We start from the raw sequence: 13737 nt of genomic DNA, 5'->3' as shown, positions 1-13737 counted from the left end.
AGTTACGACCAGTACTAACTCCTGCGCTAAAAATGCTGCTCTATTTTTTAAAGTTAGGCTAGTTTACCGACGGCTTCGTTATATCTTCTTTCTACTTCTGACCAGTTTATAACATGATAAAAAGCAGCGATATATTCTGGGCGGCGGTTTTGATATTTAAGATAATAAGCGTGCTCCCACACGTCTAAGCCAAGGATAGGTGTTTGTTGAGCCATAAACGGACTGTCTTGATTAAGGCTACTTGTTATCAATAACTTGCCATCTTCATCAACCACTAACCATGCCCACCCACTACCAAAGCGGCTCACCGCGGCGTTGGTAAACTCTGTTTTAAATTGCTCATATCCACCGAGTTCCTGCTCTATCGCTTGTTTCAGCGCACCATCACCTAACGGGAGAAAATTAGGCGTCATTATTTGCCAAAATAAACTGTGATTATCATGACCTCCAACGTGTTCTTGTACTGCTTTTTGCAGATTTTCTGGGAGGGCTTTTATGTTTCGCAGCAGACTTTCAGTGCTGTTATCAGCAAATTTTGTACCCTCGAGTGCCGCATTCGCTTTATTTATATATGTTTGATGATGCAAAGTATGATGGATCTCCATTGTCTTTGCGTCGATATGTGGTTCTAACGCGTCATAAGCATAAGGTAAATTAGGTAATGTAAAAGCCATTCGACCTCCAAGTTTTAGTGTAAAGCGCGCCCTCGTATATGCGTATTCAGCATCGCTTCGTTAATATGATGAATGAGCTCAGGTAGGTGTGGGTAGCGTTTGGCAAAATGTATGAGTTCTTGACGCGTTTTATGCAAATGGTGAAGGGCAATAGCCGCGACTTCACTCTCCAACTGACTAAAAACTTCGTGCACTTTAAAATGAACGGAAGTGAGCTGTGCACAGGCACGATTAGGTTGTTCAAGCGCAATGAATGTGTCTGCAAGATTATGCGCCGATACCACTACTGCTGGCAAACTGTGCTCAATGGCACCAATCACGATATTATCTTTTTGGTACAATAAGAACTCGTCCAAAATCCGAGTAGCCAGCACCAATGCGGACTGATATTCATCACGGGCACGCAAGAATGTTTGTGCTTTATATGCTTGATTACCCGACATTATTTTAGCTTGCCAAGGAGACAACACAGCAGAAAACTCGCAAGTATCAGAGATTGTGTAGTTCGCATCGCCAACCATAGAATCTTTCATATTTAACCCTTATTTAACCTTAAGCTTTACCAGAAGCTAACCCGAGCTTAGGCACACTATATGATCACAATAACACTAATGCAAACCATTTTCATTTACACCCAAATAACTCAAGAAGTGAGAATAATTCCCGGGTAAGCTCCGCCGTATAGTGGTGTAGTGCTAACTTTTGAGTAAGACCATCGTTAAGATCTGGTGAGGTTTTTTGATAACATGGTCATCAATGACACTCTTTGAATGCGGGTGAGAACCACCCGCTTCATTTATTTATGATTGCTCCGTTTGGAGAATAGAGGATAGAACGCAGGTAATACAAACAGCGTCAATAAAGTTGACGTGAATAATCCACCAACAATAACACTAGCAAGTGGCCTTTGAATTTCCGCCCCAACACCGGACGATAACAACATTGGTATAAGCCCTAAAGCTGAGGTAATAGCGGTCATCAGTACGGGTCGTAAGCGAGAAGTAGCACCTTCAAATACACTATGATGTATAGCTTCACCTCTGGCGATACGTGCATTGATACTATCAACCATCACCACTCCATTGAGCACCGCAACACCGAATAAAGTAATAAACCCGACCGAACTTGGCACCGATAGGTACTGACCTGAAAGGTATAACGAAAATACCCCGCCAATCACCGCGAGGGGCACATTGACTAAAATGAGCAGAGCCTGTGCAATTGAGCCAAATGCTAAATAAAGTAGCAATGTGATCAATAATAAAGACATAGGGATAACCAAAGCCAGCCGTTGCTGAGCACGTTGCTGGTTTTCGAACTGGCCACCAATTTCAATCCCATAACCGCTAGGTAAATCAACTTTACTATCAATAGCTTTGCGAATATCGTTTACAACGCTCCCCATATCTCGACCTTGCACATTGGCTTGTATGACCACTCTACGCTGAACATCATCCCGCCTCACTTGGGGTGAACCAGATTGGTACTCAACATGCGCCACATCAGACAGCCGGATCCAAGCGCCGGAACTTGATTGTATACGTATCTGTTCAATCGCCTCTTTAGTTTGGCGATACTCAGGTGCTAAACGCACATATATGTCATAGCGCTCATTGCCATTGATAACTTGCCCAGCCTGCTTCCCCCCGATCCCATCTTGTACCAAGGTCATTACATCACTCACAGCCAGTCCATAGCGGGACAGAACTTGGCGCTTAGGTGTAACAACTAGCTGCGCTTCCCCTGTAACCTGTTCCAATTGCACGCTCTGTGTGCCTTCAACTTGTGACACTACGGCTTCTATTTCTTGGCCCTTTGTTGCTAATACTGCCAACTCTGGGCCAAACAGCTTTATGGCCAGCTGTGCCTTTACTCCTGAGAGTAATTCATCTACACGAGTGGCGATTGGCTGCGAGAAATTGAAAAGTAAGCCGGGATGCGCTTGCAGCTTTTCTTCCATCAGTGTTTGTAGCTCGTCTCGGCTGTGTGCACTTTGCCACAGTGCTACAGGTTGTAGTCCAACATAAATTTCAATATTATTTACAGGTTCAGGGTCGCCGCCAATCTCTGCGCGACCAATCCGGCTTAAGGCATAAGTTACTTCTGGAAATGTTAGTAATATTCTTTCTAGTTTAGGTGCAACATCAAGAGCAGTCTCTAGGCTTGCAGAGGGGGCTAAGGTAACCCTAAGGTTAATCGTTCCCTCCTCTAGCTCAGGCACAAACTCAGTGCCTATTTGAGTAAATGTGAAACCCGCCATCGCCGTGAGTGATAGAACAACCATAAGTAACGACTTTCGCCAGTACATTATTCGGCTTAAGCTCAGGCGATATGCTTTTTCTAATCGCGTCAGTACATAACTTTCTCTCTGTTCGACGCCAAATTTAAAAACATAAACAGCCAAAGCCGGTACAATCACTAATGCAACAAATACCGCAGCCACCACCGCCAAAATGATACTAATTGCCATAGGGTGAAATAACTTTGCCTCAACCCCTTCAAAGCTAAAAAGTGGCGTAAAAACAACTAAAATAATACTGGCGGCAAAAAAAATCGGCCTTGCAACTTCCTTTGAGGCAAGTTTTACGACTTGAATAATAGCGTTATCGCCCTTGGGATCGTTTTGTATGATACGCCTAAAGATGTTTTCTACCATTACAACCGAGCCATCGACTAACATCCCAATTGCCACTGCAATTCCCCCAAGCGACATCAAGTTAGCTGACACTCCATACCAAGCCATTACAAAAAGTGCCATCGCAATAGAGGTTGGGATAGATATAAGTACAAGAAAGGTCGCTCGAAGATTCATAAGAAATAGTGCCAGTACGACGACAATAAAAACAAAAGCCAATATTAGTGCTTTCACAACAGTGTGTACGGCTTTACTGATCAAATCTGATTGATCATAGAATGGCTCAAATATTACCCCTTCCGGTAATGCTTGATTTATCAGTGTAATACGACTTTGGATACTATCTATCGTGGCTTTGGTGTTAGCTCCCATTCTCTTAAGTACAATACCGGTAACAATTTCACCCAATTGTTCTACCTCGCCGGACTCTCGTTTTTTTGACATCGTTACAGCACCTTGGCGGATCTCAGCTCCGACAGAAACCGTCGCGACTTGTGCCACCTTTACAACAGTGCCATCTATGGTTTTGATTGGCGCATTAGCAATCTCTTCAACTCCCCGCTCACCACTTTTAAACCAACCTGTGCCCCTGACCACTAACTGTGTTTGACCATGTTGCAGATACCAGCCCCCAACATTTTGGTTATTACGCTCTATCGCATTGATAACATCCTGCTGAGATAGCGCATAAGCTAGCAGCTTATTTGGATCGATATGAACTTGGTACTGGCGCACATCACCACCAAATGACAATACCTCTGTCACACCATCAATTGGCATTATTAATAGCTTTACGACCCAATCATTGAGGCTACGTAGCGCCATCGCATCATACTCAGCTCCCTCTTTAGTCCTAAGCATATACTGAAATATTTGCCCAAGTCCTGATGTATTAGGACCCATTTCAGGCGTGCCAACGCCATCGGGAATAAGTGCTTTTGCAGCTTCTAATCGTTCGAATACCAGCTGCCTTGCAAAATAGATATCAGTGCCTTCTTTAAATACAACTGTTACACCAGATAACCCTGTTTTGGAAATAGAACGTACTTGCTCCACATCTGGCAGGGCATACATCGTTGCCTCAATTGGATATGTGATCAGTTGTTCAACTTCTTCTGCTGCAAGCCCAGGAGCTTCTGTGTTAACCGCCACCTGTACATTGGTGACATCAGGAAACGCATCCAAATTAAGTTTGGGAATACTGACAGCGGATAACGCAACAATCACTATTAAGAACAGCACGCTGAGTAGCCGGTTATTTACTGACAAGTCGATTATTCTATTAAACATCATGAAGCTTCCTCAGTGATTATGTGGATCAAAGCCTGCCTTCGCCTGCTCTGATGCAATAAAAAACGCACCGTTGATTGCAATACGTTGACCTGGACTTAATCCAATAATTTCAACCTGTTCACCAAAACGTTCGCCCAGTTGCACTTCTTTGGGATAAAACGTACCTGGCGAGGCTTCAACATAGACCACCCAATCACCATCAGTGCTGCGATTTAGCGCATCATCAGGTACAGCTATAGCTTGTGCTGTTGAAGGGATACGGAAATAAACATTAACAAACATACCGGCATGCAGTTTGTGTTCTGAGTTTTTTACCAACAGGCGTACCCGTCGAGTTCGAGTGATTGGATCTAGTGTGTGGGCTTCTTGAATAACTTGGGCTTCGTGATCCTTGCCTTCAACATTAACCCATGCTTTTATATCGGACGTTAATTTAAGTTGTGAACTCGGTTGTATCTGCGCATCTACCCATAACTCGTTTTCATCGGAGATCGCCATTAAGGTTTTGCCTGCTGTGACATGCTGCCCTTGAGTGAATGAGTCTTGAGTCACAATCCCAGCACGTTGGGCAACTAAGGTATAGTGCCCAAACTCACTTGCTGGTTTATGTTTAATTGCATCGATCGCTGTACCTTCGACTCCCAGTGCTATTAACCTCGAATAAGCGGCACTAAAGTCAGCATTTGCTTGAACACGCGCTCGCTCACTAATGGCTGTTGCACTCAAGCGCTTAACTCTATCCCACTGTGTTGACGCAATTAGATACTGTGACTGTGCTTGCGCCATCGCTTCGGAAAACAAAGTGATCAAAGGCTCATTAACCTCGACCATTGAACCTAATGTGGTATGGCGCTCCAGTACAATAGAGTCCACTCGAGGTGCAACAAGATAGCTGGTATAACCATTAGCTTTCACTTCACCTGGCGCAAAATAAAGTCGCTCATGGTGTTGCAATTGTAGCGTTTCGATTTTAACTCCAGCAAAATCTAGTTGTTGTTGGGTGAGAACGATTTGATTGTCATTTTCATGCACAGCGTGGTCACCATCATCATGACTTTCACCTGCATATACAGATGAGCTAAACATCGCCGTGAACATTAAACAGAAAGTGCAATTTTTTAAGATTTGCATTTGACACTCTTATATTGTGAAACGCGCTTACCCTGCGGTTTGAATGAGGCATAAATTTAATGTGAGCTTAATACCGCTAAGTGAGCTCATTCCTTATTCAAAATTTGGGTGCTACCAATTCGCTTAATTGATATTTACCACACGTTTAAAATGGTTCTGTTGTAATACGAGGAGCGATGTAATACCCGCACAACAGCTCAAACTCGTAAACAAGCTTCGACTTTATACCAATTTGCTTAGTTAAGTGGTCCATTTTGAGGCGAGAAAATCTTGTCGATAACTAGGCAAAAATTTTGCTATTTAGTTATTCTAAATGAGAAATTTTTAACGCTGTTAGCGTCAGATTTACTCCTTCAAATTGAGCAAGTATTAAGTCAAATTGGTATTAATATCAATTTGCTTAATTAAGTGGTTTATTTTTAGGCGAACCACTGTTGGCGATAACACCGCTTGCACGTGTTGTAATCGCCAAATTTGCTCATTTAATTGAGCCGCTTTGGGACAAAATGGTATTGAAAAAAGTGGGCGCTATATCAGAAAAGTGATACCAATTTTCTTAATTAAGTGGTCTATTTTGAGGCGAGAAAATCTTGTCGATAACCAGGCAAAAATTTTGTTATTTAGTTGTTCTAAATGAGAAATTTTTAACGTGGTTAGCGTCAGATTTGCTCCTTCAAATTGAGCAAGTATTAAGTCAAATTGGTATTACTCCTTCAAATTGAGCAAGTATTAAGTCAAATTGGTATGAAATCAAAGCCAAGTCGATAAATTAATGCAATTGACATGAATGCGACTGAGGCTGACCTTTTTGGTATAGCGCTTTATTGGGCAGTATCATCAAAGAACACAAAAGACATTAGCTTTATAAAAAATCAAAAAATAGGATCAGTAAAAAGCTAATATCAACGACACAATGTTCGTTGATTGCTACTGCTTAAACGATTGGGGGGCGGTGAGTTTGCTCAACAAAAGTACGAACTTTGGCAGGAGCCTGACTATAGGCTTCGCTGTGAGTATACACAGACAGCACGGCTGGAGATCTCACAATGACTATCGTTAAATGTGTGCCACTGCAATGGCCACAATGGTGGCAATCCTGAGTATGGTGTTCTTTATTCTCCATGCTAGCGTCTTCAGCATGGTCATGAGGTTGCTGCAAGTGAGCTATTTCTATTTGGTGGAGGCTAGCTTCAGACGCAAAAAGGTTGACGGACTGAACCGATACCAGTAGCACCAATATCAACATAATCAGTTTTGCCAAACCTGCCCTGCACCTAATTTAGAAATCTCCTTAAATTTACCACTTACTTATAGCGTGTCAATAGCAGCTTAATATTTAATCTTTAACAATTTCGGTATTGCTCGTTTTTTATTCAAAGTGAAATAACAATAATTTGTATTGGCAGGCCATAACATCAACTTAAATGCGAATTATAATCAATATATAACACCCTGTTTTATAAAGATTTTTTATTGACACTAAAAATTAATTCGTTAGACTAGCGACATATTCATAGTTTGAGGTAACAGCATGCAAGGTAAACAAAAAGTCATTGACGCATTTAATAAGCTATTAGCCAACGAGCTTGCAGCTATCGATCAGTATTTCATTCATTCACGCATGTATGAAGACTGGGGTCTAGATAAACTTTATCAGCGCCTCGAACATGAACGTGAAGAGGAAACTACCCACGCAGATTGGCTAATCAAGCGTATTCTATTCTTAGAAGGTGTTCCAGACATGACTAAGCGTCGTGATCTACTGATAGGTAAAGACGTAAAGTCCATGATGCAGAATGATTTAAAATTAGAGCTAGAGGTGGTTGAGTGTGTCAAAGACGCAATAAAAATCTGTGAAGAGGAACAAGATTATCAATCGCGTGAAACCCTCGAAAAGTTATTATTCGATACCGAAGAAGATCACGTTTACTGGCTTGAACAGCAGATCCGATTGATTGATCTTATCGGTGCGCCTAATTATATCCAATCTCAGCTTTAAAGAAGGAACCGACTATGAAAGGTGATAAAGACGTCATCATAGTGCTGAACAAAGTGCTCGCCAATGAGTTAGTTGGTATCAACCAATACTTTCTGCATGCACGCATGTTTAAAGATTTTGGTTTTTCACAGCTTGATAAAGCAGACTATAAAGTATCAATTCAAAAAATGAAGAACGCCGATCGCTTGATTGAACGTATTTTATTTCTAGAAGGATTGCCAAATCTACAAGATTTAGGTCGATTACAAATAGGTGAAAATAGTGCTGAAATGATCGACTGTAATATGACGTTTGAGCAAACGTCTTTGGTAGATTTACAAGCAGCAATTAAGCTCTGTGAAGAGAAGCAAGATTATATTAGCCGCGAGGCGCTCGACAAAATTCAAAATGAGCAAGAAGAACAAATAGATTGGCTGGAGACTCAGCAACACCTGATCAAAGTGATGGGTATTGAGAACTACCTTCAGTCTCAACTGTAGATTGAAACACAACGATGGTTGCGTATAGTTTAGTTACGCAACCTGTTCGGTAACATCAACGATTGCAATTAGCTTTTCATTTAATATCTTCTTTGCACAGTTACAACACTTACCACACTGCTTTCCTACTGATAATGTCTGGCTAAGATCGCGCATCGAGCGAGCACCCTCGTCGATAGTTTCTGCAATCTTTTTATCTGTCACTCCATGGCAAATACATACGTACATAAATAAAAACCAATCTCAAACTCATTAACTGGATTTAGTTTAATCTAAACGATAACAATTATCAACAGTATCATTATCGATAAATAAGAATAATTTTCTTTTCACTAAAAGAGGTAGGGACTATCCCCTGCAATCATAGCTGTAAACAAAGATGATCCGTTACTTCCGACTACACATTGCATCTATCAATTTGCTGTTGAGGTTAGCAGGACTTAATACCAATTATACTTGATACTTGCTAAGTTTGAGGGAGTAAATCTGACGCTAACCGCGTTAAAAATTGCTCATTTAGAACAACTAAATAGCAAAACTTTTGCCTTGCCTATATGGATGTAGGTACCTTAGCGAAAGCAGGACGCGGTAGCGGAGTTATCGACAAAATTTTCTCGCCTCAAAATAAGCCACTTAATAAAGATAATTGGTATAAGCAGATAGAAAAAAAGCTGCTAACCTCTAAGGCATCAGCAAAGCAACGTATAAATGAACCACGCACAACAACAAAGCTTTTGAACAATAGTCCTATGACAAAACGATGTCGCACCATGTAAGCACAAACAAGGTATATAAAATGTTAAGTTTATTGTGAGGTAGTGCTATTTCTTGTTGATCTTTCGATAATAACTCCGCTAGACTTCGCGTCTCAGCTGAAGCGTTATAAAAGTAGATCATAACAGCTTGTTTTTTATGATTTCGGATTAAAGGACTAAGCCAGATTGGATATAGAAAGGTCTTTTAATGAAGCAAACGCTATTGTGTTTTTTAATATTATTTTTTTATTGCTGCATAATTCCCCCCAGCCATGCCCACAATGTTGGCCTACATACCTCTAGGCTGTCCGTTGAAGAGGGGCTGAGTCAGTCAGCCATTACCGCTATTACTCAAGACAAATATGGCTTTATTTGGATTGGCACTTTGCAGGGCTTAAACAGGTATGACGGCAATACAGTAACCAATATTAACACCAGCGCTAATTTGAATGAGCAAGAAATCGTCGGCCTTTTTCCCCTATCAGAAAATAACATCTTAGTTTCTACGCGAATGAATGGTGCTTTTTTACTTGATATTAATAGCTATAAAACCAAACATATTTACAAAGGCAAACACATAGATAGCAATGGCTTACCTATACCAATCACGACCGCTATCCCTCATAAAAATAATATCCTGTTTTCAATAAACAGTGTCCTTTACAGCTTAAATCTCGATACGCTTCGCTCTAGAGCGCTCGTTCACCTCGATGCTGATAAGCATATCCGCGCAATTACGCTCGTAGACAACTTTGTTGCAGTTGGAACAACCGAAGGGCTTTTTACCTACTCACTCGCAAGTGGACAACTAACTGAAATTAAATATAACCGATCTAATTCCGAACTATCGCGCAATGTTAAATTGTTAAAAAAAGACTCTGCTTTGGGTCTTTTGGTTGGGACTGTCGAAGGGCTATTCGTAGTTCCGTTAAGCAAGGAAGGCTTAGTTGTACCCAAAAGTTATAAATTGGTTTCTGATAAAAATATATGGGGACACCAAATCACACCGTACGGAGAGTTTATTGCAACTGAACATGGCTTGTATTCAATAGACAGAACAGATAAAAGTAGCGAGAAAGTGCTGTCTTTAACTGAAAGTAAGTATCATATAGCAGATCCGAGTATCACTCAGCTTTACGCTGATAAACACCACAATCTGTGGCTGGGTACTCACAACAGTGGCGTATACTTTTGGCCGTCTAACTCATTACGATTTCGCCCTATCGCTGCAGTGCAGGATAAATTCACCAATAACAATATCTGGTCAATTACCACCACTGACAATCGTACAATACTACTTGGCACAGAAAATGGTATTAATGAGGTTGACGCGCGTAGCCATCAGTTCATCACCACTTATCTACAAAATAGAGACCCCAAAGCTGTATATGGTAGCAATGCCGTTTTCACGGTCATGAAATCTCAGCATTTACCGACACAGACTTACCTGATCCAGAGCGCATCAAAGACCTCATTATTCAACACTAAAACAAGAAAGATTCAGCATATTCCAACACCAGATGGCACGCTCTTTTCTCGCTATGGCTGGGGGATGGCAAAATATTCAGAACGTTACTTTCCTTTTATCAGTAGCGATGGTTATTACGAATATGATGCTAAAGATAACATTGTACGCAAGCTCATTGGCTTGTCGAAGCAGCTACCAACATCTGAAAACTTTTTAATGCTACCACCAATATTTGGTGATAATTCAAACTATTGGATTAGCACAGATCAAGGTCTATTAAGATATAACAAAGCAACCAATACGCTTAATACTGTGTACCAACCACCGAATGACTCACCATCTTTTGCAATCACCAGCTGGCGTAGCACCTCCTCGGGTCAACTATGGCTCGCGACATCAACACAAGGGTTGATACAGCTGAATCAAACAACCTTTGAAACAGAGCTGCATCTAACCACTAAACAGGGGCTACCAAGTAACACCCTTTACACTGTCTTAATCGATACAAATGGCATCGTGTGGTCGAGTAGTCAAAGAGGGCTTATCAGGTTTGATCCTACAAGTAAAAATCTACAAATTTTTGCAGTGCCTCAAGGATTACCCAGCTCCGAATTTAACGGTGGTGCAGCTGCAACATCTCACACTGGCGAACTATTATTTGGCACTGTAAACGGCGCCGTGCAATTTAATCCAGATCAGTTTCTAGACAGCCCTAATCCCACGAGAAACCTACGACTAACCCAAATAGATGTGCTGAGCCAGCAACGACGCTATATAGCACCGAACGAAATAGCAAACGCATTAGATTTTAAGTTCGACGATATGGGCATTGAGTTACAATTTTCAGATTTTAATTTTAATGCCTACCATCAGCCACAATATCAAGCGCTGTTAAACGGCAAAAGTCATTCATCACTTTCAAATTTAAAAGGAAACAAGCTATTTTTAAATCAAGTGGCACCAGGTAATTACACTCTGGCCATATCTGCGCACTCAATGGTTAATGATAACTCACAAGCGAGTGTAGATTTGGAGTTCAGCGTTGCTTATTCACCATGGCGTTCACCTCTCTCTATTACTTTATATTGCCTTGCTGCTGCTCTACTATTGGTCTTTTTTGTGATTAAACATAAACAAAAGCAAAGGCAACTAAAAACCGCTTTAAAGGCCGTTACTCAAGCAAGTGAACAAACAAAACTGGCTCTGCACTCTACTCAAAGTGGCGTGTGGTCAGCTAACATATCGACCAAAAAAATTACCCAACAACGTGCGTTGGCATTGGGGTTTGAGGGTGAAACGATGACACTTCAAGAGCACTATAATGCTATTCACCCTGATGACCGGGAGATAGTTGAACGCGCTTGGAGGAAATTCATTGCGAACCCCACAAAAGAGCAACTTTCTCTTGCTTATCGGCTGCGTTGTGATGACGATAACTGGCATTGGTTTCACGACTTTGGTCAAGTAGCTGAGTTTGACGCATCGGGAAAGGCGATAGAGCTACACGGCATATATACGAATGTAACCACACAAAAAGCACATCAAATGCGTGCAAATATGCTTGGGGAAGCATTCAGCCAAGTCAATGACTGGATTTTAATTCTCGACCCTCGCTTACAGCCGATTTCTGTAAATAGTAGCTTTTGCAAAGCCTTCCAATTGCAAGAAGATGAAGCATTAAGTGCACTAACTGCAGAGCGTTTTATCAACGCGATAGGAGAAAAGCGCTTTCAAGGGCTCATTGGCAAGCTCAAATCGCTCGGCCCAAACCAATATTTACGACAAGAGGTTCAAGTAACTGATAGCTGGGATAACCTTCATCCAGTCCAACTTAGTATCAGTGCCGTTTCAAAAGACAACATCACGCTTGAGTACTTCGTCGTCGTGGTGACAGATCTCACTGAGCAGAAAAAAGCCGAAAATGAATTAAGGTATCTGGCAAATTATGACGCACTAACACAGTTACCTAATCGCAGTTTAATGTTACAACACATTGAATTTGCGATTTTCAATGCTAGCAACAGCCATCAAAGCTGCGCCCTGCTCTTTCTCGATTTAGATAGATTTAAACCAATAAATGATGCTTATGGTCATCGGATTGGAGATAAATTATTGATTGCAATCACCAACAGAGTTCAAGAGCAGCTCTGTGATGACTGTATCCTCGCACGTCAAAGTGGTGATGAGTTTCTGGTTCTCATCAAGTCCTTTGCAAGCATTGAAGATGTCAGTGATATTGTCAAACGTTTGGTACAGCGGATCCCTGAACGCATAGAGATTGATGGAATTACTATGAGTGTTTCTGCAAGTATCGGGATCGCTGTTTATCCATTCGATGCACCAGATTCCGATACCCTAATTAGAAATGCAGACATTGCGATGATCCATGCAAAACAGTCTGGGCGTAATGCTTTTAAGTTCTTTACTGAGTCCATGAATGCAGAAATCAGTAAAAAGCTGAACCTTGAAACCGCAATGAAAACAGCAGTAAAGGGCAATGCGTTTTTTAATCACTATCAGCCTATAATCAACACCACAACGGGACACCTTGCAGGCGTTGAGTTACTTCTGCGTTGGGATCATGATGGTGAGAGGATCCCTCCGAGTGACTTTATCCCTATCGCCGAAGAAAATGGACTGATAGAGATTTTAACTGAACAAGCCCTGCTCAGAGCTCTGTCCGAGTTGAGACCTTTATTTGAACAGTCGCCGAATTTCTATTTATCAATCAATTTAAGCGCAGTGCATATTCTACGATCTGATATTGCCTACCAATTCAGTGAAGTACTTCAAGCACATGGCCTGACCAGCAACAATTTAAGACTAGAAATAACAGAGTCAATATTTATGTCTGATTTAGTTAAAGCGCGCGCTACAATAAATGAAATGAAACGTGCTAATTTTGTTTTGTTATTAGATGACTTTGGTACCGGCTTTTCGTCTCTTACCTACCTTAATGAGTTTCCCTTGGACTTTATTAAAATCGATCAAGGATTCGTTAGAAATATGACTGAAAAGCCAGCAAATAAATCAATTATTAGAACTATTCATTTACTCGCGCAAAGCTTGAATATGAAATGTATTGCCGAGGGTGTTGAAAACGAACATCAACTGAGCTATTTACGCGATGTGGGGTGTGAGTATATGCAAGGCTATTTCTTTGCCAAACCCATGGCCATCAAGGCACTTCTCGAGTTTTATACCCAACATGAAAGCGCTCGGGCATAATACCAATTAGACTTAATACTTGCTCAATTTGAAGGAGTAAATCTGACGCTAACAGTATTGAAAATTTCTTTTTAG

The 13737-nt window shown here is 41.2% G+C and carries 9 protein-coding genes; 3 read left to right on the top strand and 6 right to left on the bottom strand.

What is annotated here, in order from left to right:
- Window positions 1-53 precede the first annotated feature (53 nt).
- The 5 genes from F9Y84_RS10065 to F9Y84_RS10045 form a co-directional block, all read right to left on the bottom strand.
- Window positions 54-674 carry a superoxide dismutase gene (locus F9Y84_RS10065; protein ID WP_147390484.1) on the bottom strand — a complete coding sequence of 207 codons (621 nt, stop codon included), beginning with the start codon at window positions 672-674 and terminating at the stop codon, window positions 54-56.
- Window positions 675-688: 14 nt separating this feature from the next.
- Window positions 689-1207, bottom strand: coding sequence for a hypothetical protein (locus F9Y84_RS10060; protein ID WP_128730958.1), 519 nt, complete (start codon window positions 1205-1207; stop codon window positions 689-691).
- A gap of 263 nt (window positions 1208-1470) precedes the next feature.
- Window positions 1471-4599: an efflux RND transporter permease subunit gene (locus tag F9Y84_RS10055; protein ID WP_147390488.1), complete on the bottom strand. Its 3129-nt coding sequence runs from the start codon at window positions 4597-4599 to the stop codon at window positions 1471-1473.
- A 12-nt stretch (window positions 4600-4611) separates the two neighbouring features.
- The gene (locus F9Y84_RS10050; protein WP_147390485.1) at window positions 4612-5733 is read right to left on the bottom strand and encodes an efflux RND transporter periplasmic adaptor subunit; all 1122 of its coding nucleotides are present in this window, start codon (window positions 5731-5733) and stop codon (window positions 4612-4614) included.
- A 934-nt stretch (window positions 5734-6667) separates the two neighbouring features.
- On the bottom strand, window positions 6668-6994 hold the full coding sequence (locus F9Y84_RS10045) for a DUF2946 family protein (protein ID WP_147391476.1): 327 nt from the start codon (window positions 6992-6994) through the stop codon (window positions 6668-6670).
- A 270-nt stretch (window positions 6995-7264) separates the two neighbouring features.
- On the opposite strand from F9Y84_RS10045, the gene bfr (F9Y84_RS10040) reads away from it, so the two are divergent.
- Together bfr (F9Y84_RS10040) and bfr (F9Y84_RS10035) are read left to right on the top strand one after the other, a co-directional pair.
- On the top strand, window positions 7265-7732 hold the full coding sequence (bfr, locus tag F9Y84_RS10040) for a bacterioferritin (protein ID WP_125253040.1): 468 nt from the start codon (window positions 7265-7267) through the stop codon (window positions 7730-7732).
- Between the two features lie 14 nt (window positions 7733-7746).
- Window positions 7747-8211 carry a bacterioferritin gene (gene bfr / locus F9Y84_RS10035; protein ID WP_147391475.1) on the top strand — a complete coding sequence of 155 codons (465 nt, stop codon included), beginning with the start codon at window positions 7747-7749 and terminating at the stop codon, window positions 8209-8211.
- 33 nt (window positions 8212-8244) lie between these two features.
- Here the strand turns inward: bfr (F9Y84_RS10035) and F9Y84_RS10030 are convergent, their stop codons facing one another.
- On the bottom strand, window positions 8245-8439 hold the full coding sequence (locus F9Y84_RS10030; RefSeq protein ID WP_147391474.1) for a (2Fe-2S)-binding protein: 195 nt from the start codon (window positions 8437-8439) through the stop codon (window positions 8245-8247).
- A gap of 735 nt (window positions 8440-9174) precedes the next feature.
- On the opposite strand from F9Y84_RS10030, the gene F9Y84_RS10025 reads away from it, so the two are divergent.
- The gene (locus tag F9Y84_RS10025; protein ID WP_147391398.1) at window positions 9175-13662 is read left to right on the top strand and encodes an EAL domain-containing protein; all 4488 of its coding nucleotides are present in this window, start codon (window positions 9175-9177) and stop codon (window positions 13660-13662) included.
- Window positions 13663-13737 lie beyond the last annotated feature (75 nt).

Origin of the sequence: Pseudoalteromonas peptidolytica, from assembly GCF_012641745.1 — a bacterium.
Classification (GTDB): Bacteria; Pseudomonadota; Gammaproteobacteria; order Enterobacterales; family Alteromonadaceae; genus Pseudoalteromonas; species Pseudoalteromonas peptidolytica.
This window is presented reverse-complemented; position numbering and strand designations above follow the sequence as displayed.

Excerpts from the sequence above, each read along its gene's own strand:
- F9Y84_RS10055 (WP_147390488.1), bottom strand. The coding sequence starts at position 4,599 with ATGTTTAATAGAATAATCGACTTGTCAGTAAATAACCGGCTACTCAGC.
- bfr (WP_147391475.1), top strand. The coding sequence starts at position 7,747 with ATGAAAGGTGATAAAGACGTCATCATAGTGCTGAACAAAGTGCTCGCC.
- F9Y84_RS10030 (WP_147391474.1), bottom strand. The coding sequence starts at position 8,439 with ATGTACGTATGTATTTGCCATGGAGTGACAGATAAAAAGATTGCAGAA.
- F9Y84_RS10050 (WP_147390485.1), bottom strand. The coding sequence starts at position 5,733 with ATGCAAATCTTAAAAAATTGCACTTTCTGTTTAATGTTCACGGCGATG.
- F9Y84_RS10065 (WP_147390484.1), bottom strand. The coding sequence starts at position 674 with ATGGCTTTTACATTACCTAATTTACCTTATGCTTATGACGCGTTAGAA.
- F9Y84_RS10060 (WP_128730958.1), bottom strand. The coding sequence starts at position 1,207 with ATGAAAGATTCTATGGTTGGCGATGCGAACTACACAATCTCTGATACT.
- bfr (WP_125253040.1), top strand. The coding sequence starts at position 7,265 with ATGCAAGGTAAACAAAAAGTCATTGACGCATTTAATAAGCTATTAGCC.
- F9Y84_RS10025 (WP_147391398.1), top strand. The coding sequence starts at position 9,175 with ATGAAGCAAACGCTATTGTGTTTTTTAATATTATTTTTTTATTGCTGC.